Annotated in this window: 26 protein-coding genes; 12 read left to right on the top strand and 14 right to left on the bottom strand. The window is 55.7% G+C overall.

Annotated elements, in window-relative coordinates:
* Window positions 1-29: 29 nt before the first annotated feature.
* A complete protein-coding gene (gene murJ, locus C2U68_RS02185; RefSeq protein WP_140910872.1) occupies window positions 30-1,577 on the bottom strand; it encodes a murein biosynthesis integral membrane protein MurJ in 1,548 nt (515 codons plus the stop codon).
* Between the two features lie 100 nt (window positions 1,578-1,677).
* On the opposite strand from murJ, the gene rpsT reads away from it, so the two are divergent.
* Together rpsT and C2U68_RS02175 are read left to right on the top strand one after the other, a co-directional pair.
* Entirely contained in the window at window positions 1,678-1,941 is a 264-nt protein-coding gene (rpsT, locus tag C2U68_RS02180; protein ID WP_140910871.1) for a 30S ribosomal protein S20, read from the top strand.
* A 230-nt stretch (window positions 1,942-2,171) separates the two neighbouring features.
* On the top strand, window positions 2,172-3,188 hold the full coding sequence (locus C2U68_RS02175) for a Gfo/Idh/MocA family protein (RefSeq protein WP_140910870.1): 1,017 nt from the start codon (window positions 2,172-2,174) through the stop codon (window positions 3,186-3,188).
* A gap of 47 nt (window positions 3,189-3,235) precedes the next feature.
* On the opposite strand, the gene clpB is transcribed toward C2U68_RS02175, so the two are convergent.
* A complete protein-coding gene (gene clpB, locus C2U68_RS02170) occupies window positions 3,236-5,809 on the bottom strand; it encodes an ATP-dependent chaperone ClpB (RefSeq protein WP_140910869.1) in 2,574 nt (857 codons plus the stop codon).
* A 275-nt stretch (window positions 5,810-6,084) separates the two neighbouring features.
* On the opposite strand from clpB, the gene C2U68_RS02165 reads away from it, so the two are divergent.
* The 3 genes from C2U68_RS02165 to C2U68_RS02155 all read left to right on the top strand — a co-directional run bounded on the left by C2U68_RS02165 (window position 6,085) and on the right by C2U68_RS02155 (window position 7,713).
* Window positions 6,085-6,288, top strand: a complete 204-nt coding sequence (locus tag C2U68_RS02165; protein ID WP_140910868.1) for a cold-shock protein — start codon at window positions 6,085-6,087, stop codon at window positions 6,286-6,288.
* Between the two features lie 137 nt (window positions 6,289-6,425).
* Entirely contained in the window at window positions 6,426-7,349 is a 924-nt protein-coding gene (locus C2U68_RS02160) for a hypothetical protein (protein ID WP_140910867.1), read from the top strand.
* Between the two features lie 109 nt (window positions 7,350-7,458).
* Window positions 7,459-7,713, top strand: coding sequence for a hypothetical protein (locus tag C2U68_RS02155; protein ID WP_140910866.1), 255 nt, complete (start codon window positions 7,459-7,461; stop codon window positions 7,711-7,713).
* On the opposite strand, the gene C2U68_RS02150 is transcribed toward C2U68_RS02155, so the two are convergent.
* The 7 genes from C2U68_RS02150 to C2U68_RS02120 are packed head-to-tail and all read right to left on the bottom strand — an operon-like array spanning window position 7,710 to window position 14,390.
* On the bottom strand, window positions 7,710-8,561 hold the full coding sequence (locus C2U68_RS02150) for a radical SAM protein (RefSeq protein ID WP_140910865.1): 852 nt from the start codon (window positions 8,559-8,561) through the stop codon (window positions 7,710-7,712). The two genes, C2U68_RS02155 and C2U68_RS02150, sit on opposite strands and share 4 nt — an antisense overlap.
* A 52-nt stretch (window positions 8,562-8,613) precedes the next feature.
* The gene (locus C2U68_RS02145; RefSeq protein WP_140910864.1) at window positions 8,614-9,429 is read right to left on the bottom strand and encodes a formylmethanofuran dehydrogenase subunit C; all 816 of its coding nucleotides are present in this window, start codon (window positions 9,427-9,429) and stop codon (window positions 8,614-8,616) included.
* Window positions 9,426-10,322 (bottom strand): formylmethanofuran--tetrahydromethanopterin N-formyltransferase, encoded by an 897-nt coding sequence (gene fhcD / locus C2U68_RS02140; RefSeq protein WP_140910863.1) that lies wholly within the window; start codon window positions 10,320-10,322, stop codon window positions 9,426-9,428. The genes C2U68_RS02145 and fhcD overlap by 4 nt, the downstream gene beginning before the upstream one ends.
* 49 nt (window positions 10,323-10,371) lie before the next feature.
* Complete coding sequence (locus C2U68_RS02135) at window positions 10,372-11,037, bottom strand: methyltransferase (protein ID WP_140910862.1); 666 nt, start codon at window positions 11,035-11,037, stop codon at window positions 10,372-10,374.
* 31 nt (window positions 11,038-11,068) lie between these two features.
* A complete protein-coding gene (locus C2U68_RS02130; protein WP_140910861.1) occupies window positions 11,069-12,733 on the bottom strand; it encodes a formylmethanofuran dehydrogenase subunit A in 1,665 nt (554 codons plus the stop codon).
* 9 nt (window positions 12,734-12,742) lie between these two features.
* A complete protein-coding gene (locus C2U68_RS02125; protein WP_140910860.1) occupies window positions 12,743-14,002 on the bottom strand; it encodes a formylmethanofuran dehydrogenase subunit B in 1,260 nt (419 codons plus the stop codon).
* Window positions 14,003-14,012: 10 nt separating this feature from the next.
* Complete coding sequence (locus C2U68_RS02120; protein WP_140910859.1) at window positions 14,013-14,390, bottom strand: 4a-hydroxytetrahydrobiopterin dehydratase; 378 nt, start codon at window positions 14,388-14,390, stop codon at window positions 14,013-14,015.
* A 434-nt stretch (window positions 14,391-14,824) separates the two neighbouring features.
* Between C2U68_RS02120 and C2U68_RS02115 the strand changes: the two genes are divergently transcribed.
* Window positions 14,825-15,031 (top strand): hypothetical protein, encoded by a 207-nt coding sequence (locus C2U68_RS02115; RefSeq protein ID WP_140910858.1) that lies wholly within the window; start codon window positions 14,825-14,827, stop codon window positions 15,029-15,031.
* Window positions 15,032-15,142: 111 nt separating this feature from the next.
* On the opposite strand, the gene C2U68_RS02110 is transcribed toward C2U68_RS02115, so the two are convergent.
* Entirely contained in the window at window positions 15,143-15,334 is a 192-nt protein-coding gene (locus C2U68_RS02110) for a hypothetical protein (RefSeq protein ID WP_186289472.1), read from the bottom strand.
* Between the two features lie 426 nt (window positions 15,335-15,760).
* Between C2U68_RS02110 and C2U68_RS02105 the strand changes: the two genes are divergently transcribed.
* Window positions 15,761-16,069, top strand: coding sequence for a VOC family protein (locus C2U68_RS02105; protein ID WP_140910856.1), 309 nt, complete (start codon window positions 15,761-15,763; stop codon window positions 16,067-16,069).
* Here C2U68_RS02105 and C2U68_RS02100 read toward each other — a convergent pair.
* The 4 genes from C2U68_RS02100 to C2U68_RS02085 all read right to left on the bottom strand — a co-directional run bounded on the left by C2U68_RS02100 (window position 16,066) and on the right by C2U68_RS02085 (window position 20,373).
* The gene (locus C2U68_RS02100) at window positions 16,066-16,575 is read right to left on the bottom strand and encodes a J domain-containing protein (protein ID WP_140910855.1); all 510 of its coding nucleotides are present in this window, start codon (window positions 16,573-16,575) and stop codon (window positions 16,066-16,068) included. The genes C2U68_RS02105 and C2U68_RS02100 overlap by 4 nt on opposite strands.
* Before the next feature lie 130 nt (window positions 16,576-16,705).
* Window positions 16,706-17,389 (bottom strand): Fe2+-dependent dioxygenase, encoded by a 684-nt coding sequence (locus C2U68_RS02095; protein ID WP_140910854.1) that lies wholly within the window; start codon window positions 17,387-17,389, stop codon window positions 16,706-16,708.
* Between the two features lie 3 nt (window positions 17,390-17,392).
* A complete protein-coding gene (locus C2U68_RS02090; RefSeq protein ID WP_140910853.1) occupies window positions 17,393-18,103 on the bottom strand; it encodes a PepSY-associated TM helix domain-containing protein in 711 nt (236 codons plus the stop codon).
* Window positions 18,104-18,168: 65 nt separating this feature from the next.
* Entirely contained in the window at window positions 18,169-20,373 is a 2,205-nt protein-coding gene (locus tag C2U68_RS02085; RefSeq protein ID WP_140910852.1) for a TonB-dependent receptor, read from the bottom strand.
* 466 nt (window positions 20,374-20,839) lie between these two features.
* On the opposite strand from C2U68_RS02085, the gene C2U68_RS02080 reads away from it, so the two are divergent.
* The 5 genes from C2U68_RS02080 (at window position 20,840) to C2U68_RS02060 (ending at window position 22,979) form a co-directional block, all read left to right on the top strand.
* The gene (locus C2U68_RS02080; RefSeq protein ID WP_140910851.1) at window positions 20,840-21,073 is read left to right on the top strand and encodes a hypothetical protein; all 234 of its coding nucleotides are present in this window, start codon (window positions 20,840-20,842) and stop codon (window positions 21,071-21,073) included.
* Complete coding sequence (locus C2U68_RS02075; RefSeq protein WP_140910850.1) at window positions 21,070-21,318, top strand: hypothetical protein; 249 nt, start codon at window positions 21,070-21,072, stop codon at window positions 21,316-21,318. The genes C2U68_RS02080 and C2U68_RS02075 overlap by 4 nt, the downstream gene beginning before the upstream one ends.
* 12 nt (window positions 21,319-21,330) lie before the next feature.
* Window positions 21,331-21,624, top strand: coding sequence for a hypothetical protein (locus C2U68_RS02070; protein WP_140910849.1), 294 nt, complete (start codon window positions 21,331-21,333; stop codon window positions 21,622-21,624).
* 291 nt (window positions 21,625-21,915) lie between these two features.
* Window positions 21,916-22,410: a cupin domain-containing protein gene (locus C2U68_RS02065; protein ID WP_140910848.1), complete on the top strand. Its 495-nt coding sequence runs from the start codon at window positions 21,916-21,918 to the stop codon at window positions 22,408-22,410.
* A complete protein-coding gene (locus tag C2U68_RS02060; protein WP_140910847.1) occupies window positions 22,407-22,979 on the top strand; it encodes a phosphoglycerate mutase family protein in 573 nt (190 codons plus the stop codon). Before C2U68_RS02065 ends, C2U68_RS02060 begins: the two co-directional genes overlap by 4 nt.
* Window positions 22,980-23,046 lie beyond the last annotated feature (67 nt).

Below are 23,046 nucleotides of genomic sequence, written 5' to 3'. Positions count from 1 at the left end.
ACATGACAATGGTGGCGGCGGATTAAATCTCAAGCCGTGACCGATTCTCGGAATCCGATATGCCGCGGGCGGAAACCGGATAGTAGCAGAGCGCTGCCGTAAACGATTATTGCCAAGCCGATTGTTGCCGCCAAGTTCAGGCCGCGTTGAGCGGCGTTCCAATTCAGCCATAAGCCGGCATCGACAAAATAGTACAAAAATGCCGACATGGCTGCATTGGCCGCCACAATCCGTCCAATATAACCGTACCAACCGGCGCAAGGTTGGTAAATGCGCGTCGTAACCAGGTTGCGTAACAATAGCAGTGCGTTGAGATAGGCGGATAAGGTGGTCGCCAAGGCGACTCCGGCATGAGCCAAAGGCCAGACCAAAATCAAGTTGAAGGCCACATTGGCAAGCATCGAATACCCCCCGAATCTTGTCGGTGTGCGGGTGTCGTGGCGGGAGGTAAAGCCGGGGGCCAGCACTTTAATTAGCATAAAAGCCAACAAGCCCAGGGAATACGCGATCAGGCTGCGGCCAGCCATCTTGACGTCGCCACTGTCGAATTCGTTGTATTGGAACAAGGTGGAAAGTAAAGGTTCGGCCAGAAATGCCAATCCCAAAGTGGCCGGCATGCCAATTAGTAGTGTCAGTTTCAAGCCCCAATCCAATGCCTTGGAAAATCCAAGCTGGTCCGACGTGGCATGATGTGCCGACAGATGCGGCAAAATCACGGTAGCGACGGCAATGCCGAGGATTCCAAGCGGGAATTCGACCAGGCGGTCTGAGTAATACAGCCAGGACACGCTGCCCGGAGCCAGAAAAGAAGCTACCAAAGTGCCAAACAGCAAGTTGACCTGCACCACCGAGACGCCGAAAATAGCCGACGGCATCCGCGTCAGCATGCGTCTTACGTCCGGGTCGCGGTAGGCCCAGCGTGGCCGCGGTAGTAGGCCGAGGCGTAATAACGGCGGAATTTGAAATGCCAACTGGATGGCGCCGGCGGCGAGTACGCCCCAGGCCAGCGCGACAATCGGTTGGTCCATTAGCGGTGCCAGCCAGATTGCGGCAGCGATCATCGCGAGGTTCAAGATCACCGGTGTCAAAGCCGGAACCGCAAATCGGCCTTGGGCATTCAATATTGCGCCGGCAAAAGCGACCAATGTGACGAAAAACAGGTAAGGAAATGTGATGCGCAGCATTTGTACGGTCAACTCGTATTGGCTGCCTTCCCACAAAAATCCCGGCGCAAACACCAGGATTAACAAGGGGGCTGCAACGACTCCGGCTAGCGCGACCAGAGCCAGTAGGGCTGCCAAGGTGCCTGAGCTGCGGTCTATGAACTGGCGTAATGCTTCTCTAGTACCTTTTTGATGGTGATCGGACAGCAGCGGTACGAAGGCTTGAGCGAAAGCGCCTTCGGCAAATAAACGGCGTAAAAAATTGGGAATCCGGAACGCGACGAAGAAAGCATCGGTGGCAGCATTAACCCCGAAAATATTGGCGAACAGCATGTCTCTGGCGAAGCCCATCAACCGCGAAATCAATGTCATACTGCCGACAATGGCGGTTGATTTGAAAAGCTGTTTACTCACGAATCTTCCCGTCTATTCAGACGCAGCTAAAAATTTGACAATCATAGCATTCAAAAAGATAATATGCGGTTCCAAATTCACTGAAACAAATTGATAGACTATGGCGAATTCACCACAAGCTAGAAAAAGAGCGCGTCAGGCAGAGAAAAGCCGTATTCGCAATGCCGGACAGCGCAGCAACTTACGCACTTTCATCAAAAAAGTGATCGCCGCTGTTAGAGCAGGCGATAAAGAGCAAGCGCAAGCCGCGTTCAAAGTGGCTGTCCCTGTTATCGATTCAGCCGTCAACAAAGGCTTGATCCACAAAAATAAAGCCGCCCGCGGTAAAAGCAGATTGAATAACAGACTGCGCGCCATGGCTTAATTTTGGTTTAGGCATAATCGATTGCAAAAGGCCCGGATGGAAACGTCCGGGCCTTTTTTGTGCCTGGCGTTTTTTCAGTTGCCGAGTGATGTTTTAGTCGCCGCACTTGGCGCCACGTTTTCGGACAATCGTTTGCTTGCCGCGGAAGACTTTTTTCCAGCCGCGTTTGCGGCTGTTAAACAAGCTGCTAATCTGTTACTGCTTAAGAATATCAGTAAAAGGTAATCGCCATGAATAACCAAGATCAAGCCAAGCTGCGCTGGGGAATACTCGGGGCGGCGCGTATCAACGAGCGCCTGCTGCCGGCTATAGTCGAGGCTCAGAATTCCGAATTGGTCGGGATAGCCAGCCGGCGGCCGGGAGCCGCCGCGCAAACTTTGGCCCAATACGCTCCTTGCCATCCCAATATTCAAAGTTACGACAATTTGGACAGCCTGCTCAACGACGACGACGTGCAAGCCATATATTTGCCGATGGCCAACCACGAACACGCGGAATGGACCCTACGAGCCATCGAGCACCGCAAACACGTACTCTGCGAAAAACCGATGGCTTTGACCGTGGCCGACATCGATGCCATCGAAACCGCTGCCCGCCGCTATCGGGTGACGGTCATGGAAGGGTTTATGTACCGTTTCCATCCGCAGCATGCTCGGGTATTGGAATTGATCGGCTCCGGCTTGATCGGCGAGGTGCGTTCGGTACGAGCTAGCTATTCGTTCATGATGCGGCCGGCGCGGATGTACCGGTTGGCGGAGGATGTTTCGCGCGGCGGCGGTGCGATGTGGGATATCGGCTGTTATGCGATCCATTCGTTGCGGATGTTTTTTCAGCAGGCGCCGCGCACGGTTACTGCTTTATCCAAGTATGTCGAAAGCGGTGCCGACATTACCACCAGCGGGGTGCTGGATTTTGGAGACGGCAAATTTGGCCACTTCGATTTCAGTTTCGAGCGGGCGCGACGTTGCGAATACGAGATCATCGGCACCCGGGGCGGCATAAAATGCCACGTCGTCTGGCAATTGCCGGGCGATATTCCGATTATTTCCTGGTGGACCGAGGACGGCCGCTTCGCCGAAGAACGGATGCCGGCAGCGAACCATTTTCGTTTGGAGATCGAACATTTCAGCGATTGCGTGCTAAACGGCAAGCCGCCGCAATTGTCGTTCGACGATGCCCGCGACAATTGCCGGACGATTGTCGCTGCGTTGCAAGCGGCCGCCGAAGGGCGGACGGTAAAAATTTAGCGGAACCCGCGTCGGCCCGGACTTGAATCCGGGCCGGCGCGGCGGGCTTATTTGCTGAAGGTCAGGCCGTCGTTGGCAACATCGATTTTTATCGTATTGCCCGGCAAGAAACGGCCGGCCAATATTTCGTTAGCCAACGGATTTTCCAATTGGCGTTGTATCGCCCGTTTCAATGGCCGTGCACCGTAGACCGGATCGAAGCCGGCCTCGCCGAGTAGATCCAAGGCCGGTTCGCTGACGGCCAAGCCGATCTCCTTCTCTTGCAGACGACGGCGCAGCAAATCGATCTGGATTTTGCAGATTGCCCGAATCTGGTCTTGTTCCAGCGGATGGAACACCACGGCCTCGTCGACCCGGTTGATGAATTCCGGCCGGAAATGCTGGCCGACGATGTCCATTACCGCGTCTTTCATTTCGGCATAGTTGTCTTCGCCCGCCAGTTCCTGAATCACGCTGGAGCCCAGGTTGGACGTCATCACCACCACCGTGTTCTTGAAATCCACGGTGCGGCCCTGGCCGTCGGTCAGTCGGCCGTCGTCCAACACTTGCAGCAAGACATTGAACACGTCGTTGTGGGCTTTTTCGATCTCGTCGAGCAGGATCACAGAGTAGGGCTTACGGCGCACGGCTTCGGTCAGGTAACCGCCTTCTTCGTAGCCGACGTAACCCGGCGGTGCACCGATCAAACGCGCGACCGAATGTTTCTCCATGAATTCCGACATATCGATGCGGACCATGGCTTCTTCGGTGTCAAACATGAATTCGGCCAAGGCCTTGCACAACTCGGTTTTACCGACGCCGGTCGGCCCCAAAAACAGGAACGAACCGTTCGGCCGGTTCGGGTCGGAAAGCCCGGCGCGGGAGCGGCGGATCGCATTGCTGACGGCTTTCAAGGCTTCCGTTTGGCCAATCACGCGTTTGCCCAATTCTTCTTCCATCCGCAACAGTTTTTCCCGCTCGCCTTCCATCATTTTCGAGACCGGGATGCCGGTCCATTTCGATACGACTTCGGCGATTTCCTCATCCGTGACTTTGCTGCGCAATAATTTGGCTTCCTGCATTTCGGCTTGCGATGCCAAGTCCAGCTCCTTCTCCAGTTTCGGAATCTCGCCGTATTGCAGCTCCGACATCCGGGTGTAATCCTGATTGCGGCGGGCAGCTTCCAACTCCAGGCGAGCGTGTTCCAGCCGCTCTTTGATGGTGGCCGTGCCTTGCAGCGCCGCCTTTTCAGCTTTCCAGATTTCGTCGAGATCGGAATATTCTTTCTCCAGCTCGGCAATGTCTTCCTGCAAGGTTTCCAGGCGCTTTTTCGAGGCTGGGTCGCTTTCGTTTTTCATCGCCTCGCGTTCGATTTTCAGCTGAATCAGGCGGCGGTCGAGTTTATCCATCGCTTCCGGTTTGGAATCCATTTCCATCCGAATCCGGCTGGCGGCTTCGTCGATCAGATCGATGGCCTTGTCCGGCAATTGCCGGTCGGAGATATAACGGTGCGACAGCATCGCCGCGGCGACGATGGCCGGGTCGGTAATGTCGACGCTGTGGTGGATTTCGTAACGTTCCTTTAAGCCGCGCAGGATGGCGATGGTGTCTTCGACGCTGGGCTCGTCGACCAAGACTTTTTGAAAACGGCGTTCCAATGCGGCGTCCTTTTCGATGTATTGGCGGTATTCGTCCAGCGTCGTCGCACCCACGCAATGCAGCTCGCCGCGCGCCAGGGCAGGCTTGAGCATATTGCCGGCGTCCATCGCGCCTTCGGCTTTGCCGGCGCCGACCATGGTATGCAACTCGTCGATGAACAGAATCACCTGGCCTTCCAGCTTGGCGATGTCGTTCAAGACCGCTTTCAGGCGCTCCTCGAACTCGCCGCGGAATTTGGCGCCAGCGATCAGCGCGGCCATGTCCAGCGACAACAATTGCTTGCCCTTGATGCCTTCCGGCACCTCGCCGTTGACGATGCGTTGGGCCAGGCCTTCGACGATCGCAGTTTTACCGACGCCGGGCTCGCCGATCAACACCGGATTGTTCTTGGTGCGGCGTTGCAAGACTTGTATCGTGCGGCGGATTTCGTCGTCGCGGCCGATCACCGGATCCAGCTTGCCTTGCTCGGCCCGCTCGGTCAGATTGATCGTGTATTTTTTTAAAGCCTGGCGCTGGTCTTCGGCATTGGCATCGTTGACGTTCTGACCGCCGCGCATGTTGTCGATGGCTTTTTCGACGGCCGATGCGGTGACGCCGGCCTTTTTCAGCAGGTTCTGCAAGGTTCCGTTGGTGTCCAGCGCCGCCAACAGGAACAGTTCGCTGGAGATGTAGGCGTCTTTGCGTTTTTGCGCCAATTTGTCGGTCAAATTCAGCGTCCGCGACAATTCATTGGAAATTTGCACATCGCCGCCGGCGCCTGAAACGCTGGCCAAACGGTCGATCTCTTTCAACAGATCGTTGCGCAAGGCGTTGACCTGAACCCCGACCTGCTGCAACAAAGGTTTGATACTGCCGCCTTCCTGGTCGATCAAGGCCTGCATGACATGCAACGGCTCAATGAATTGGTGGTCTTTGCCGAGCGCCAGACTTTGCGCGTCGCCGAGAGCCTGTTGAAATTTACTGGTTAATTTATCCATTCGCATGCAGCGTACCTCGTTAGGAAAATAAGTTTGGTTGCGACCGACATGGGGCGGCCTGAATCGGTTTTCAAGCGTCGAGGCTTGGGCTGGACAAAATTTCCGCTTAGTCTTCAGGGGAATGCCCGAATATCGCCGGTAGCTTAGACCATTGATTCAAAGTACAATGCCCGCGCTCAGATAATAGATGTTTGCGGCTTATCGCCACTGCTTCAGGCAGCAACGGTTGCCATTAATGTCGGTCTGCGTAACCAATAGTTTTATTTTGTAGGAGTTTTAAGATGGCAACAGGCACTGTAAAGTGGTTTAACAACACCAAAGGTTTTGGATTTATCGAGCCTTCCGAAGGAAAAGAAGATGTGTTCGTACATCATTCCGTGATTTTGGGAGAAGGTTTTAAAACCTTGTCGCCTGGCCAATCGGTCCAGTTCGATATCGAATCCGGCCCCAAAGGCTTGACCGCCACCAATGTGTCGCCCAGATAAACCTTAACGGTTACGGAAACAAAAGGCTCTTGATTGTTCAAGGGCCTTTTTTATGCGCGAAACAAAGCCGTTTCGCTAGGGGACGGCCCGTCCAGCAAGCTATAATGCAGACTCCTTTTCTAAACTGGGATTAGAGTATGGCACGCGAATTTTCATCGTTAAAACAATTGGATATCCCGGTTAAAGTGCTGTTCACCGGTTATTTGACAACGGTGGCGGTCGGTTATCTGGTGGCGTTGATTCAGATCCTGTTTACCCACGGGATGGCCGACGGTAAATTCGGCCTGTCGATAGACGACATCGTGTACAGCTACTACGGGAACCGCTCCGGCACGGTGTTGGAGACCAAACTGAATGGTTCGATGAAGGAAAACGCCTCGGAACAGGAGCGGTTTCAAATCATTCAATGGGTGCGCGACGGCGCCGACCAGGACGAATACGAAGAGTCCGGCGTGGCCAAGATCATTCAGGAACGCTGCGTGATGTGCCACAACAAGGAATCGTCGCTGCCGGATTTCACCGATTTCAAGGTTCTGAAGGAGTTGACCAAAGAGGACGAAGGCGCCACCTTCGGCTCGTTGACTCGGGTGTCGCATATCCATTTGTTCGGCATCAGTTTCATATTCATGTTTGTCGGCTTGATTTTCAGTTTTGCCGAAACCAGTACCGTCAAATACAAGTCGATCGCGATCGGCATGCCATATGTTTTCCTGCTAGTGGATATTTTGTCGTGGTGGTTGACCAAATTGCATCCGATATTTGCTTGGCTGGTGGTATTGGCCGGCGGCGGCATGGCGGTATCGTTTGCGTTTATGTGGACGGTGTCGGTGGCGGAAATGTGGCTATTCGACAAAGTGTTTCTGGATGGGCAGGGCCAACCCAGGCCGCAGTGGAGTACCATCGTCGAAACCAAATTCGAGGAGTTAGGCGGCATTGATGCTTACCGCAAATTGGCCGCTTGGGCCAAGCGGACGGGCTCGTCTGGCTGCGCGCTCTGCCAAAGCAAGTTGGCGCCTTACCTGCAAGGTTGGTGTGCAAAAATCTTTAAAAAAGACAAATAGTTAACGAGTGTGATTGCGTCTGCAAAATGCTGACAAAAATTAAAGTTATGGGCTGTCGGCCGCTACGCTAAGCGGTATGATGCAAACCTGTTTTGCAGGAGGTGTAACCATGATTACCAACGCTCTGAATAGTGCCACCAGCCTGATCTCGCAAGCTCAGCAAAAGGCCAGTACCGCTGCGCAAACTATCGCAAGTCTGCCGGTTCAGGAGCAGGAGGTCGGTGGTTCCAAAGATGTCGGCTCGGCAGAGATGTTCAAGCCGGTGTTGAGTTTGAAAGAAGCCGAATTGGAAACTTCGGCCGGCGTCAAAATCATCAAGGCCCACGAAAAAATGCTGGGTTCGATATTAGATATTCGCGCTTAATAACTGACGCTGACGTCATAGCCCAGGGCGCTGACGTCGGCTGCCAAAGCATCCATGCTAGCTGTGGATGCTTTGGCCAATTCCGCCGCTTCCGCTTGTAGAGACGGTCGTGCCAAGCTGTAAAGCATGACCTGCTCGATCTTTATATCCATCTGCCGCAATTGTTTTAACAAACTCAAATAAGCTTGTTTCTCTTGGTCTGACCACGCAAATCGATAGCTGAAAACGCAGGTCTGTAATTTGGTTCGGCAAAGTTTTGCGGCGATTCGCAAGTGCTCCAACAGTTTCTGCTGGCTTTGCCCGGTCTGATTGATCAGCTTGCGGCCCGACTCGGTCGCGCTATCCAGCTTGAACCAAAGCTCGCCGTTGTAACGCGCCAAGGTTCTCAGTCCTTGTTGGACCGCGGATTGATGAATCAAACTGCCGTTACTGATCAGTACATAACGACTTTCCGGAAACAGGCCGGCTTGACTGGCGATCCCGCCTATGAGGTCGGCGGCGCGGTCGAAATTCTTCAAACTGGTGGGTTCGCCGTTACCGGAGATGGCGATGTCCTTAATCACGCGCTGCGGTTCCGGGATATTGAAGCGCTGATAAAAGTCGCCGTTTAAGACCTGATTCAGGAACTCTCGCAGCTCTTGCTCCAACAACGCAAAATCCAATTCCGGCGCATTACCGCGCTGCAGGCCGGGGACTTGGCAGTAGACGCAATGCCAGTTGCAGGCGTTGTTGGGATTGAAATTAATCCCAATCGACAGGCCGCCGGCGCGGCGGGAAATTACCGGATAAACGTAGCGCAGGCCGGCAATGTTCCGGTCGTGGTCGTTGGTGCTGAGAGTTTTCGGCATTCAAAATAGCTACTGCCGACCGGGCGGGAGCCGGCCGGCATTGACTGGCCGCTTAAAGTTTGACCAGAATTTCCCCGCGCCCGGCTTCGGCCATATCGCCGCCGAAGCGGCGCACCCGATTGAAGGCAATAGCTTTGTCGGCGAAGCGGGAGTTCAGCGATTTGAACGACGCGAACAGCATCGGCAGGAAGGCCAGCGTATGCGAGCCGCAATCGTTGAACGTGGCAGGCAATTGCGGTTGGTTCCACAATAGCAAAGTGCCGCGCCGCATGGCATAACCGGCGTAACGGCCAACTTGGCCCATCACGGCAATGGTTCCGGCGACCATGCGGGAGCCGCAATAGTCGCCGGCATTACCTTCGATCAAAATTTGGCCGCGGCGCAGGTGGTCGCCGCAACGCTGGCCGACGTTACCTTTGACCAGGATCGTGCCGCCTTTCATGCCTTGCTTGTTGCCAGGCAGCGCACCGCCGAGGAAATCTCCGGCATCGCCTTCGATTTGAATCAGACCGTTCTTCATTTCGCAGCCGGCATAAAGGCCTACATCGCCGATCACGTTGATCGTGCCGCCCTTCATCTGCATGCCCAAATAGGCGCCGGCTTCACCCTGTACGCTGATGCTGCCGTTTGCCAATTCTTTGCCGATGAAATCCAGCTTGCCGATGCTACCGACGATACTGATGTCGTCGGCATTGCTACCGGTAATATGAAACAATTGAGCGACCCGCAGCTTTTGCTTGCCGCATTGCAGTTCGATCGCTGCAATTTGGTCCAGACTCAGGCCGGCCAGTTTGTGGCAGACCAGCGGCGACATGTCGATGCGCTGCGCCGGCGGCGTTTCGATCAAAGTAAATGTCAACGAGGTCATGCCATGATCTCCTGCAAGTGAAAGTGGAATGGGCCGAGTTTGCCGCCGTAGTTACCGGCGCTGATGCGCTTGATGCCGTTGGCCGCACCCAGATCGCAAACCGCCTGAATGCCGACCCGCATCGCCTTGTCGATGTCTTCCTTGCTCAAACCGTCGATGACGATTTCCATCACCGATTCGATTTCCGGCGACAGATCGGTTTTGGTCACGCCTTTCAGCGTCGGGCAAAACGCATCGTTGGTCGAGGCGCTCAAGGCTTTGTATTTGGAGCCTACCTTCGATCCGGAGCGAACCACGCCGCCGGGGAAGGGCATGATCACGTTGGGGATTTTTTTCATCGCTTCGATCGCCGCTTCGCAGGCCGTCAGGGCTTGCGGTTGTGATTCTGCCAATACCAGAAAGTTACCGCCGCCGACCGCGTCAACCATGCCGGTCGTCGCTTCGGTCAGAAATTCGCCGTCCATTACCGGCACCCGCCAGTAACGTTTGCCACCGATTTTTTTTGCAATCTGAAAGCCGTCGCCAAAGAAGCGCAGGTTTTTACCCAGCGGAATCGGCTTGCCGCCTTCGATGCCGGCGAATAGTGCAGACGTCGGCGAAGTCAGCACGCACTGGCCGGCTCGGGTTTCCAATTGTTTGGCCAAGCCTTTGCCGCCCATCGCATAAATCATGATCGCGACGCCGGGGCGGCCGTCCGGGGTTTCGTCCGGACTCAACACCCGTTCGATGCCGGCTTCGCAGCCGCAGGCAATGACCGAGGTGGCGAAGCCGGTCATGGCCTGTGCGGAAATCATCGCCCATTTTTCGTTCTGGGCGGTGATGATGGCGCGCGTCGCTTTCATCGGGAAGGCTTCGGCGAAAGTTTTATCTATGGTGACGCCGTTAATTATCATCGTGGTTACTCATAGTCCGGAGTTCTGTATATCGATTTGCCGCGGTGGTTTAATCGAATTGGTTTTGATTGATTTGGTAGATCACGTGCCGCCCCGCGTGGTTATAAGTTTCGGCAACGGTGTTTACGTTAAAGCCATACTCGGGCGCGACGTGTTTCGGATCGTGTTCGGCGCCGACAAAATCGGAAAAGGGAATAAATATCTGCGCGTCCGGCTCCAGATAATCCGGCACTTCGCGAAAAAAGCGGCGCAGTATTTGTTGACCGCCGTCCTCGTTCAAGCCGAATGTACCGTTGGAGGGGTAATAATTGAAATTGAAAACAATCATGCCGAAACGTTTGGCCGGAACCGAGGCGAATAAATCGCTATGGATGAAGGCGCTCGGCGCTATATCCGGATTCTGCAAGCCGTTGTGGCGGGCGCAGGCAACAGCATCGGGATTGAAGTCGACACCGATAACCTCTTCGCAGCCGATTTTTTTCAATATGAACGCGAAATAGCCGCTACCGCAGCCCATATCCAGCCCGTTCTTCGCCGGATTTTGCTGCAGCATGAAGTCGCCGAAAAACGAACTGGTCAAGCCGAAATCCGACGGAAACACGTTTTTGGCAATTGTCAGCTTGATGCCGTCTTGTTCAACCGAATACGGTTGGCGCGCCAGATAGTCTGCCAATTCCGCTTCTCGGTCGGCGATAGTCACTGTAGTATCGGTCATCTGATTCCTTACTGCCTGGTATGTATTGAGGCTATACGCCGTCGCGCAACGGATGCGCCGTCAAACTGCCGCGGCCGTCTTCGCTGATTTCGTCGTCGCTGATTTTAAAGTTGCCGAGTTTCATGGTCAGGTATTTATCGAAATACGGTTTCAGTTCGTTTTCGATAGACAGGTCGTAGTCGGGTCTGACGATGTGGGTGGTACCCCAGGTGACTTTGACGACTTCGCCGTCTTTCACCACCAGTTCGCCGTCTTTGAATACGTAATCCGGTTTCGAGAACATGGTCTCCCGATTGTCGTTTTCGGTATAGACGGTAATGTCGGCGAAGTTGCCGGGGCTGAGCGCACCGCGATCTTTCAGGCCGATGATCCGAGCGGCGCCGGCGCGGGTCATGATGGCAATTTCGTTCAAGCTGTATTCGCGCTCGATCGATGCCAACGTGGTCATCTTTTGTGCTTCCGGATGAATAGTCGCCAGCATGTCATTGCGGAAACTACGGTCCATCAGCAAACGGATCAAATGCGGATAGCTGGTGAACGGCGCGCCGTTGGGGTGGTCTGTGGTCAGGAAGATCCGCCACGGGTCTTCGACCAGCAGGAAGATTTCCAGGCCAATCGCCCATTGCAAGGCGTTGACGAAGTTCTGGTCCTTATACTTGAACGGCACCACGCCACAGCCGGCATCGCATTCGATGTCCATACACACCCACTTGTTCGGACTGGCGAACTTGTGGTTGGCGTGTTGGCGCATGTTGTCGCCGGAGGCAGTGACGGTCTGGCCGAACAAGATTTGGCCGACGTCGGCGGTGATATTTTTATTCTTGTTGATCGCCTCGGCGATTTGCGCCGCGCCGGAGGAGAATTTGAAGTCGCCTTCGGTGCCGTAGCTGTGGAACTGAATATGAGTCAGATGCATGGGCAGGCCGTCGATACCTTCGATGGTGTTCAAGGTGGTATCGACGTTGCCGGGGACGCCCAGGTTGCAGCCGTGCACGTGCAGGGGATGAGTCACGCCCAGTTCATTGACCGCGCGGGCCAGGTTTTGCAGCACTTGCCGCGGAGTGACGCCGTAATGAGCGTTTTGCTCGTCCAGCTCCAGCTTGCGTTGGTTGAATTTGAAGGCGTTGATGCCGCCGGCGTTAACCACTTTGACCCCGATGGCTTTGGCGGCGTTCAGCGTCCAGGCCACGTAATCGTTGACGGCTTTCTGGTCTTTTTTGGCGGTCAGCATGCGTAGCAAAAAGTCGTCACTGCCCAGCATGACGTAGCCGCCTTTATCGATGATGGGCGTGTCGCCCATTTCCATGTGGGCCTGACGGGCGTTGATCGGCAATACCGCCGGTTCGAAGCAGGCGGTGTAGCCCATTTCGGCGTAACGGTAACCGGTGACGAAACTTGAAGGCATCGCATGACCGGTGCCGGAACGGGTCAAATGAGTGCGGTGCACCGGATCGGCTCGGTGATCTTCCGGCAGCAGGGTACGGGCGATGTTGCCCTTGCCGCCGCCGATGTGGGTGTGCATGTCGATGGCGCCCGACATGACGACTTTGCCGCGCAAGTCGTATTCCCGATCTACCGGACGGCCGTCCTTGGGCGCTTCGACGATACGGCCGTCCTGAATGTAAATATCCTGTTGCTGACCGGCAATGCCGCTGGCCGGGTCATAAATGGTGCCACCTGTGAGTTTTATCAGCATGTCGGTATCCTAAAGTGCTTGTTCAATGGCATTCAGCACCTCGGCGGTGCTAGGCAGACCGGAATCGCGCAATTTTTTCAAGCGCAAGGCCACTACACTATCCATCCGATAAACATGACCGGCGTGATCGATCCCCGGCGTACCGACCGGAATGAATACGTCGGGCTCGGGTTCGAGTTGCATGCCGGAACGGCCGACAACGATGGTCGGCAAGCCTGTTCGTGGTGGCGTCGCCGTTGCGTTATAGGCCTGCACCCATACCAAGGCATCGGCTTCGCCGTTGGCAATCATGGCCTGACTATCGAACAGAAACGGATCGTATTCCGGATAGCCTCTGGCGAAATTGACTCGTGCTGGATAACCGGTGGTCCAGCCGCAAACCTGATTGGCGGTGTAATCGCCTTCCTTGCCGCCCAGCGGCAGGCCGGAGCAACGGGTGGCCTGCATATTGATGTCTTTGACGATATTGCAGATCGTTTGAACAGTTAACTCAGCGTGTTCGAATGCCAGTTTACCTGCGCTCCACAATACGACGCCATAACGTGCCTGGCGTAATCTGTCGGCTACTTTTTGCAGTGCCGAAACTGCAATATTGCCGACGGTTTCAACCTGTAATGGTTGATTCCTGACCAGAGCAGACAGCACCGCCACCACGTCAGGTAGGTCGGCGTCGTCGCAGGCCAGCACGGTTGGTGTTTTGCCAGCAGGCGAAACAGCGGCTTTGCCCGCGGGTGTCTTGCCAAGATAAATCACGTCACGTTGATCAGTGCTTTCTAGGAACATCGCGTGTTCGTTCCATAAAAAGCGTTCGAAAAAGCGCGGTGCAAAGACTTCGGGATCGGTACCGATGATCAACAGCAAATCACAGCGATTCTTGACCTCGGCCAAAGTGGTGTTCATCCAGCCTGAATCCTGCATCGCCAGCAAATTGCGGCGAGCCGCGTTGAAGTTGATGTTATCGACCACCGCGCCAGCCTTGTCCGCCAGCGCCAGCAAGGCGCGCATGCCGTTGACGTCGGTCGCGCAGCCGCCGATGACTGGTTGCCGGGTGTCGCGCAGCAATTCGGCTGCTTTGGCGACGGCAGCCTCCAGGCTGGCAGTTTGGCCGGCGATGCGCGGCGCGGTATCGCTAATCGGCTGTTCGAAGGCGGGGGTGTTGACCGCGCAACCGTTGGCGGTTACTGTCACGGCCAAGCCTTCCACCTTGATACTCAGATCGTCGGTGCCGATGCCGCAAAACGGGCTGGGTACCTCGGTGATTTCAGTCATCGTGCTGTCCTCAGTCTTTTTTAATGTATTTGAAACGCGGATCGTCCGGCGTGCCCTCGAAAATGCCGTCGGATTCGGCGGCGGCGTCCCACAACACCACCTGCTCGATTTTTTTTGCCAGTGCGAAATCCATTTCGGTCACGCCTTTGGCGGCATGGGTGACCAGTTTGACGATCACGAATGCGTAGGAAACCGTTAAATCCGGATGGTGCCAGGCTTTCTCCGCCAGATGGCCGACGGTATTGACGACCATCAACGTGGCTTTCCAGCCGCTGGTTTTGAATTTGCGCCGAATCCAGCCGTTCTCGTAATACCAGTGCGGCAAGTCGCGACTCAATCGTTCGGCAATTTCGGCTTCGCTATAAACTTTGAGTGTATCGTGAGGCATTGCCTATCCTCCGGGTAGAATCAATTCAACATTCTATCGCACAGTTTGGCCTGGTGTCTTTATGGCGCGTGGCTTCAGAATAGACTATTTAGCCGTGTCGGTGTAAAGCGGCGAGTCGTTTTGTAGTTTCCAATGTTCAGGCGTGCTGCGATCCGGATTGGTATAGCGGTTTGGCTTGTAACGACACCAACCAACCCGGTTTTCGTTGGCACGGGGGGAAGCGAAATCTTTGCGGATCGCAGTCACAATTTGCAAAAGGGCGGATTGCAGGTTTTTCAGTTCCGGCCGCTTAATTGAGTACGCGATGCCGGTGCAATAACGACGATGTCGCTGTTGAACGGGGCGGCATTGAAAAACAGCGTGATCGTCGCCAAGTCCGGCATTGAACTCAAAAACCGCTGTCGCGGTTATTTCACGAAACGGGGGATACAGAAATGTCCACGATGACTTTCGAGGCTTTATTGCAAACCGTGGCCGAACAGGAAGGCCAGATCGCAGAATTGAAAAGCCAATTGATTTGGCTGCAAGCCTTGCTGGAAAACCAGCGCCGGTTACAGTTAGCGCAGGAATTAGTGCAGATGGTCAGTCAGTATCCGGGCAAATTAAATTGTCCGATGGTGGTTTCGACCGAGGTGCACTGATTTAAGCCAGCATGGCTTGGTTTGCTGATGGCTGGCAGGAGAGGCCGATGTTTGGAGCCGATGCGAGGCGCCAAGCAACCGAGCCGATCGTCCCAGTCCGGGACGCAGGGCTCAGCCCTTTGATAGCCACTCGTTGCGCATTTCTTCCACCCGCCGCATCATCTCGTCGAGCGCTTTGACGGATTCTTTGTGGAGCGGGTGAGCGCGGTTATGGACCGGATGCTTGGTATCGTTGAGCAATTCCTCGATAAACCGCTCGTATTCCATCAGTTCGGCGGGTATGGAGTCTGGCTTTTCTTTCATCAGCATAACGACAAGTAGAATTGAAAGTATAAGAACATAAAAAAGCCCACATTGTAGTGGGCTCCGTCCGGTGTTTTTATGTTTTTTTGATGGACGCCTACCCGATGTAGCGGTAGGTTAAAGTGTTGCGCTGTTTTTCTTGTTATACCGCCGAAACGGTCGCTTACCTCCTCCCCCTTTTTAAAGATACGCCCTTGCAAGGCGTATTGACCTAAGTCAAGGTGGGCGCATTCTAGTGAAGAAAAATGCACTTGTCCAGAAAAACGCGACAATTTGTCGCATAATAAATTTAAGGGTTTTGTTCGGCGCTTAAATCCTGTTCGCAAGTCGCGGCCGCAGTTTGATTTGCTTCAATTTGCCGCCGAACTTTTGTGCGGTATAAATGGCCTGGCAACTGACTGGAAACAGGCCGCTGGAGGATAAAACATGGACACCATTCACCACATCGCGATTCAAGTCGACGATATTCAACAAAGCGTGGACTGGTACACCAGCCGTTACCAAGTGCGTGTGGCGTATCAGGACCAAACCTGGGCCTTGCTGCAATTTGCCAACGTAGCGCTGGCATTGGTGCTGCCAAACCAACACCCGCCGCATTTTGCCATCGTCTCCGAACATGCGGAGGACTACGGCCCATTGCAAACCCATCGCGACGGCACTGCATCGGTGTACATTCAAGACCCGGCCGGCAATCAGATCGAGATGATTCGGCTGGCAAAGATGGCCAACGATTAAACCCGGTCGTCTTCCTGCAACATCGCATAGGCGGCATTGATTCGTCGGGTTTCTTCTTCCGCCACTTGCCTGATTTTCGCGCCCAGGTTTTCGACCTTGTCCGGGTGGTATTCCGAAATTTTCTTCTTGTAAGCAGCGCGGATGTCCAGCGGAATCGCGTCCGGCTTCACTTCCAGAATTGCAAAGCATTCGTCCAAGGTTTTGACCGCGGTATCGTCGTCCGGCAGCTTGATTTCGGTGATATAGACGTTGTTATGCGCGTCGACGTCCAATTTGAATTGTGCCGCGCACTTGCGGCATTGGGCCTTGTTGCTCTTGACCGGTAGCGTGAATTTGATTTGCTGAGCGCAGGCCGGGCAGGAGATGACCCGGTCGTTGGGATTGGGCTTGGCTACGGCCGGTTTCGGCGATTTCTCCCGCTTCTGCTTGATCCGGCGCTTGATCAGCAAGTAGCCTAGGGCCATCGCGGCCGCGAATGCCGTTGCGGCGAAAATAAACGGGTTCATTGGCGGGATGTCTGCGAAGCTTCGAGCGCGGGTTGCGGATGTCGGCAAGTTTAGCCGATAGCGGCACAATACGTTGCACGGCTCGAAACCGAATCCGGGGCCGCCGCCGCTAGAAAGTCGGGACGCGCGCTTAAACCTCAGCCCACATTCGCAGCAGGTTGTGGTAGCAGCCGGTCAGATTGACCACCGGCTCGCTGTCGCCACCGGTGTTGCGTAACTGCAGGATGGCCATGTCCATTTCGAACAGCAGCCGGCGGCGTTCGGTTTCGCGCACCATGCTTTCCAGCCAGAAAAACGACGCCACCCTGGCGCCGCCCGTCACCGGCTCCACCCGGTGCAGACTGGAGCCGGGATACAGCACCATGTCGCCGGCGGCCAGCTTGACGGCATGCTGGCCGTAGGTGTCTTCGATCACCAGTTCGCCGCCGTCGTAACTGTCCGGATCGGCCAAAAAAATCGTCGCCGACAAATCGGTGCGTACCCGCTGGCCGGTGACCGGACAATGCCGAACCGCATTGTCGATATGGTTGCCGAAGGTGTTGTGTTCACCTTCGTAACGGTTGAATAGGGGCGGGAAGATGCGCTTCGGCAGCGCCGCAGACAGGAACAAGGCGTTGCGGTTCAGCGCGTCCAGCAAAATAGTGCGGGCCGCCGCGCTTTGGCCGGAGTGTTCCGGCAACTGCCAGTTGTTTTTGACTTGTGCCGACTGGCTGCCGGCCGTGATCCGGCCGTCGGCCCAAGTCGCATCGGCCAGAATCCCGCGGACTCGGCTGAGTTCGTCCGGGTTCAGCACCTGCGGAATTTCGATCAACATGGCTCAAGCTCCGATCGCATCGATGGCGAAATACAGCATCAGGCTCAACGAACCCAAGCCCAAACCGGCCGCGGCCAGCCGATTACCGTGCAATCGCGTCCACAATAACGTGCCGGTCAGACTGAGTAGAATCAGGCCGCCGGCCAGGGTATCGACCAGCAACACCCAGCCCACGCCCATCCCGACGCCCTTGTGCAGATTGTTCAGGGTTTGCAGCAGATTGGCGTCGCTTTGTTTAACCGTGACAAAAGCATTCCCTTCCCAGTAATCGGCCGACAACATATGTTGTGGGTTGCGCAGATTGATCTGCCACGAGGCCGGCTGTTGCACGGCCTGGTTATTCCAGGTCACGGTCCTGCCCGGTTCTTTTCGCGCTCTGGCGTGGCTGGTGTCGACGTTAAGCGTCTGGCCCAGCCAGGCCGCCAGCGCTTTCGGATCGGTCGGTTTCGGCTCGGGCAAGGCGATTTGGATTTCCTTGGGCTCCATCCGGCCGATCGGAATTTTCATCACCTCGCGGTGGTTCATCAAAATCCCGGTAAAACCGAACAGCAAACCCATCGCCGCGCCCCACAGCCCGAACCAGGCGTGGGTGCGGCGCAGCCATTTCAAAAAAGCGCCGCGCGAAAGATTTTTGGGCAGGAATAAATAGCCGCCGTTGGTTTTTTTCGGCGGGCGGTTGGCTGGCGTGGGTGCAGTGTCGGCGATGCTATTCATGGCAATCATGGGTAAGAGCAAAATTAGTCAGCGGGATACGTCGATTCGGACATTTTCCGCAGCGGTTAATATTTAAAACTGACGGTCAACTGGCCGGATACCGGTGTCCCTGGCAGCGCCGAGTTTTGTTGGCCGGACTCGTAATACACCGTGTCGGTCAGGTTGAACACGTTCAGTTGCACATCGTAATGTTTCTGGTGGTAAGCCACCACCGCATCCAAGCGGGCGTAGCCGGGCAAAACCGCTTCGTTGACGTTATCGGCGTAACGGTGGCTGGCGTAAAACACGCCGCCGCCGATTTCCCAGTTGTCGGTCAGGTGGTAAGTGGTCCAGGCCACGCCGCTATCCTCGGGTACGTTGACCGGCGTCATGCCCAGGAACGACTTGACCGCGCCGCTGACCGATCCGTTCGCGGTAGAGGTTGACTTGGTGATTTCGGCATCCAGGTGGGCATAGGTGATCGACGCATCCCAATTCGGCATGATTTGTCCGGCCAAACCCAGCTCGAAGCCGTCGGTGCGTTGCTCGCCGGCCAGAATTTGTAAGTTAGGGTCGGCAGGCGACGTGGTGCGGGCATTGGTTTTTTCCAGACGGAATACCGCAGCAGTGGCCGACAGTTGGCCGTCGAACAAGTCCCACTTGGCGCCGATTTCATAGTTGTTATTTTGTTCGGGCGGCAGGTTGGCGTTGTTGGCCGACAAACTCAAGCTTTCCGCCGACGGATTGAAGGACTTGCCGTAGCTGAAGTAGTAAGACTGCTCCTTGCTGGGTTGCCAGATGATGCCGCCGCGCGGGCTCCATTGCGACACGCTGGTATCGAAATTGCCGGTGCTGATCCGGTCGATCTGCTGAGCTTCGAACACGTCGTAACGGGTGCCGCCGAGGATTTTCCATTCCGGTGTAATTTCAAATTGGTCCATCAAATAGCCGGCATAGGTTTGGGCCCGGGTCAGCCGGTTGGTTGCCAGAAAGCCGCTGAAATCGTAAGCCAAGCCGCTGGTGCTGGCCGTGATACGCGGATCGAACACCGATATCCGGGTCAAGCCGGTCGAGTTTTTGGATTTGAAATCGTACTCCTCCCAACCGAACTCGCTGCCGAACATCAAGGTATTGACGTGGCCGAACAACGGTTTCTTGTAAACGAAGTCGGTCTGGTTATAGATATTTTCCTGCGTATTCAACCTTAGCGCCTGGCTACGGTTGATGGTGCCGGCGTTGGCGCCGCTGGTGGGTACGCAGATGCCTGTATTCGGACAGGAGAATAAGTGAGTCAGGTATTTACGTTCGTAGTCGCCGTAACGCACGGTGTTTTTCACCGAAAAGTCCTGATTAAATCTGTGCGTTAAAGCCACGGTGGCGACGTTGACATCGGTGTCCATCATCCGGTTGTCGTAATAACCGTAGAAGGTATTGATAGGCACGTCGGCCGGTCGGCCTTTATACATCGGTACGCCGTAGTCGAATACGCCGTCCTCCTGTTGGTGCAACAAATTCAAGGTCAAGTCGGTGTCGGCGCTGATATCCCATTTGAACGACGGCGCAATGCCCCAACGGTTGGTGTAGTTGTAGTCGCGGAACGAATCGGCATCTTGGTACAACACATTCAAGCGCGCGCCCAGGTCCTGGTATTTGGTCTCGGCGTCGATGGTGGTGCGTTTGAAGTCGTACAGGCCATAGGTGAAGCTGCCGGTGACTCCGGTTTTGCCGGTGGGTTTCTTGAACACTTGGTTGATCACGCCGCCGGTGGCGCCGCGGCCGAACAGAATCGACGACGCACCTTTCAACACTTCGGCGCGTTCGATGAAGAACGTATCGCGGGCGTATTGGCCGTTGTCCTTGACGCCGTCCAGATATTGGTCGGAATTGGCGGAAAAGCCCCTCAGCGTGATCGAATCGCCGGTGCGGCCGCCTTCGCCGGCGGCGATAGTCAGGCCGCTAACGTTACGCAACGCATCGCGCAGGTTGAATGCGTTTTGCGATTCGATCAGCTCTTCCTTGACCACGCTGATCGATTGCGGGATATCGCGAATCGCCATTTCGGTTTTACTGCCGGTTGTAGACGTGTCGGCCTTGAAACGGTTGACCGGCTTATCACGGTTGGCTTTGACTTTAACGTCGTCGAGCACCAGTTCCTGGTCCTTGTCGGCAACGGTGTTGGCTGTAGGTTCGGCTAGGGCCATGCCGCTCAGGGCGGCGCCGAGCGGCAGAAGGGCGCCCAGCCGCCATTTGGCGTTGCCGGATTTGCTACGGAGTGGTTTGGTGTCGGACATACGTTCCCCTAAGTTGGCATAAATTCGGTTGGCTGCCTGGCGAGGAACGCTGGGTGGCTATAAAGGCGTTGCAATGCTGGTCTCGCGCACTAATTCGGGCGGGAGCGCAATGCTCTGAGAACGGTGCTGCACGGAGCGTAATTGAAATCGTTCTCAAATAATAACGATTCTCATTTTATGTGTTTCGATTTGCTTGTCAATTGTTGCTGAGTCGCAACGGCTTGGCCCAGACCCCAAATTTCCATTTCAGATACGCCGGCACCAGAGTCCGCTCGGAGTGCAAAATCTGCCGCCAAAATCAGAGATTACCTGAAGCTTGGCCGCTATCGCTTCGTTCGCACCTGGGCCTGATTTGGCATTGTTGCGCGCTTTGAAAAAAATAATTTCGCGGAGAGAAGGAAAAGTGCTTTACGACTTAAATGAGAATAATTATCATTTAATTTAAATTCACTGCCTGTTAGCAATCGTGAAACGACTATTTTCATTTTGGGACAAAACGGATTGCGTCAATCTGGCGATTGCGCCGGACGTACTTGCAACGCTGGTCGAAACAGGCCAACTGCACGCCACCGATTTTCGTTGTCTGGATCTGGGGTCCAAGCAAATTGTCTGGAAGATGTTTTTATCGCTGGCCGCTGCAAAACTGGGTGGTCGGCAAGCTTTGGCGGATTTTTCTCTTAAATTAAGGAGCGAGCGATGAGCAAGAAACCCTGCAACCATGAATACCTGGCGGCCACCGAATTCGGTAAAGTCCAGATTTGCCGCGAATGCGGCGTCGTCCACTTCCACGTGCAGAATTTGACGATGCGGTTTGAAGTGGCCGATTTTCTCGGGCTGGCGGACACGTTGGCCGATGCGGCAATCCAAGCCAGAACCGGCGGCGATAAGGACAAGGCCAGCCGCGCCGGCTTTACCGTGATCAAGCCCAGCCAGCGTTTGAATTGACCGGGCGAAGCGATGCGCTACCACCCGCAGGCGCTTGTCATCGCCATTTTATCGGCAACGATAGGCTGCAACTTCGTCGTTAAGATCCTGTTTCCGGAAGCCGGCGCCAAAATCGCCGAGGCATTGCAAAGCGATACAGCGCCAGTGCTTGGTGTCGCCGCGGTACTGGTGCTGATCGCCCTGGGACTTTTTGTTAAGTCCAACAGGAGCACCATCGATCGGGTATTGACCGGCCGCGCCGAACCGGCGGAAGTATGGCGCGTGTTTTTCAAACCCAGTGTTGCCCGCCGCCGCGATCCGAAATAACGGATGCTATTCGTGGTTGGCCGCTGCTGCCCGAATGGCAGCAACCCCTGCAAATCGTCCTGCAACAGCGCCGTCTCAATCGCGCAAACCCTCGCGCTGCTTTCTTGCAGCGGGTAGATCGCCAATAGAGCGCATAGACCGAGTCCAACACCAAGCAATCCCCGCCTCGAACCCACCCATAACGGCGCGAACAAGCCGCAGTATAGTTACAACTGCCGCCAGACCGATTTTACCTGCGCCCGGTTTGTCGGCTAATCTGTCGCCTTGCCGCTCGTTTCCGGAGTTATCCATATGACCGAACTACCGTTCCCCGTCGCCGTTGCCGCCGAGCAAGTGCCGCCGCGGCCGCGAAAATCCTTGTATCCCCAAGCCATTCTCGATCTACATGGCACCCGCTTGGCGGGGCGGGAAAAGACGCCGCTCGGCGACGCGTTCGGGCTGCAAAACTTCGGCGTTAACCTGACCAAACTGGAACCCGGCGCGATTTCCGCCCTGCGCCACGCCCACGCCAAGCAGGACGAATTTATTTACATACTGCAAGGCACGCCGACGCTGTATACCGACGAGGGCGCGACACCGCTGGCGCCGGGCATGTGCGCCGGCTTCCAGGCCGGCAGCGGCAACGCCCATCGCTTGGTCAACGAATCGGCGGACGACGTGCTCTATCTGGAAATCGGCGACCGCACGCCGGGCGACCGGGTCGAATATCCGGACGACGACTTGCGAGCAGTCGGCACGGCCGGCGGTTGGCAGTTTACCCATAACAACGGCGAGCCGTATCCATGACGGCGCCACCACCCGTACGCATCGTTTTGCTGCGGCACGGCCGGCCGAGCGTAGCGCTGACCGGCGTTTTGCGGGCGACCGATCTGGCGCGCTTGGCCGATGCTTACCGCGCCGCCGGCATCGTCGATGCGCCGCCGCCGGCAACCAGTGCAGCGCTAAAAGACATTGGCATGGCCTTATGCAGCGATCTGCCGCGTTCCCGGCAATCGGCCCAGGCACTGGGATTCGGCGAAAATCCGGTCGCCGATGCCCTGTTCGGCGAAGCCCAATTGCCGCACTTTCGCCATGGCCGGATTCGCCTGCCGGCGGCCGTGTGGCTGACCGTGTTGCGCCTGCTATGGCTGGCCGGCTTTTCCCGCAACGGCGAATCCTACGCCGCAGCCAAACGCCGTGCCCGCTCGGCCGCGCAGCGATTGATCGATTATGCCCATATTCACGGCAGCGTAGCGTTGGTGGGACACGGCGTGATGAATCATTTGATCGGCCGCGAACTGCGCGCCCAGGGCTGGCGCTGCAGCCTGCGCCCCGGCAAGGACTATTGGGCTTACACCGTTTATGAGGCGAAATGACGCATGGAGCTAAAGGATGTGGCGGGTGGCGAGGTGTTTCAATCGAGGTAGCTCGCGAACGATACGT

Origin of the sequence: Methylomonas koyamae, from assembly GCF_006483455.1 — a bacterium.
GTDB classification, from domain to species: domain Bacteria; phylum Pseudomonadota; class Gammaproteobacteria; order Methylococcales; family Methylomonadaceae; genus Methylomonas; species Methylomonas koyamae_B.
The sequence above is the reverse complement of the archived record's forward strand: the minus strand, read 5'-3'. Positions and strand labels throughout refer to the sequence as shown.

Bases quoted from the DNA above. Each gene is read 5' to 3' on its own strand.
- C2U68_RS02150 (WP_140910865.1), bottom strand. From the start codon at position 8,561: ATGCCGAAAACTCTCAGCACCAACGACCACGACCGGAACATTGCCGGC.
- C2U68_RS02110 (WP_186289472.1), bottom strand. From the start codon at position 15,334: ATGAAAGAAAAGCCAGACTCCATACCCGCCGAACTGATGGAATACGAG.
- C2U68_RS02075 (WP_140910850.1), top strand. From the start codon at position 21,070: ATGAGCAAGAAACCCTGCAACCATGAATACCTGGCGGCCACCGAATTC.
- C2U68_RS02090 (WP_140910853.1), bottom strand. From the start codon at position 18,103: ATGAATAGCATCGCCGACACTGCACCCACGCCAGCCAACCGCCCGCCG.
- C2U68_RS02120 (WP_140910859.1), bottom strand. From the start codon at position 14,390: ATGCCTCACGATACACTCAAAGTTTATAGCGAAGCCGAAATTGCCGAA.
- C2U68_RS02115 (WP_140910858.1), top strand. From the start codon at position 14,825: ATGTCCACGATGACTTTCGAGGCTTTATTGCAAACCGTGGCCGAACAG.
- C2U68_RS02145 (WP_140910864.1), bottom strand. From the start codon at position 9,429: ATGACCTCGTTGACATTTACTTTGATCGAAACGCCGCCGGCGCAGCGC.
- C2U68_RS02155 (WP_140910866.1), top strand. From the start codon at position 7,459: ATGATTACCAACGCTCTGAATAGTGCCACCAGCCTGATCTCGCAAGCT.
- rpsT (WP_140910871.1), top strand. From the start codon at position 1,678: ATGGCGAATTCACCACAAGCTAGAAAAAGAGCGCGTCAGGCAGAGAAA.
- C2U68_RS02095 (WP_140910854.1), bottom strand. From the start codon at position 17,389: ATGTTGATCGAAATTCCGCAGGTGCTGAACCCGGACGAACTCAGCCGA.
- C2U68_RS02125 (WP_140910860.1), bottom strand. From the start codon at position 14,002: ATGACTGAAATCACCGAGGTACCCAGCCCGTTTTGCGGCATCGGCACC.
- C2U68_RS02085 (WP_140910852.1), bottom strand. From the start codon at position 20,373: ATGTCCGACACCAAACCACTCCGTAGCAAATCCGGCAACGCCAAATGG.
- C2U68_RS02070 (WP_140910849.1), top strand. From the start codon at position 21,331: ATGCGCTACCACCCGCAGGCGCTTGTCATCGCCATTTTATCGGCAACG.
- C2U68_RS02130 (WP_140910861.1), bottom strand. From the start codon at position 12,733: ATGCTGATAAAACTCACAGGTGGCACCATTTATGACCCGGCCAGCGGC.
- C2U68_RS02100 (WP_140910855.1), bottom strand. From the start codon at position 16,575: ATGAACCCGTTTATTTTCGCCGCAACGGCATTCGCGGCCGCGATGGCC.
- C2U68_RS02060 (WP_140910847.1), top strand. From the start codon at position 22,407: ATGACGGCGCCACCACCCGTACGCATCGTTTTGCTGCGGCACGGCCGG.
- C2U68_RS02160 (WP_140910867.1), top strand. From the start codon at position 6,426: ATGGCACGCGAATTTTCATCGTTAAAACAATTGGATATCCCGGTTAAA.
- fhcD (WP_140910863.1), bottom strand. From the start codon at position 10,322: ATGATAATTAACGGCGTCACCATAGATAAAACTTTCGCCGAAGCCTTC.
- C2U68_RS02175 (WP_140910870.1), top strand. From the start codon at position 2,172: ATGAATAACCAAGATCAAGCCAAGCTGCGCTGGGGAATACTCGGGGCG.
- C2U68_RS02135 (WP_140910862.1), bottom strand. From the start codon at position 11,037: ATGACCGATACTACAGTGACTATCGCCGACCGAGAAGCGGAATTGGCA.
- C2U68_RS02065 (WP_140910848.1), top strand. From the start codon at position 21,916: ATGACCGAACTACCGTTCCCCGTCGCCGTTGCCGCCGAGCAAGTGCCG.
- C2U68_RS02165 (WP_140910868.1), top strand. From the start codon at position 6,085: ATGGCAACAGGCACTGTAAAGTGGTTTAACAACACCAAAGGTTTTGGA.
- C2U68_RS02105 (WP_140910856.1), top strand. From the start codon at position 15,761: ATGGACACCATTCACCACATCGCGATTCAAGTCGACGATATTCAACAA.
- clpB (WP_140910869.1), bottom strand. From the start codon at position 5,809: ATGCGAATGGATAAATTAACCAGTAAATTTCAACAGGCTCTCGGCGAC.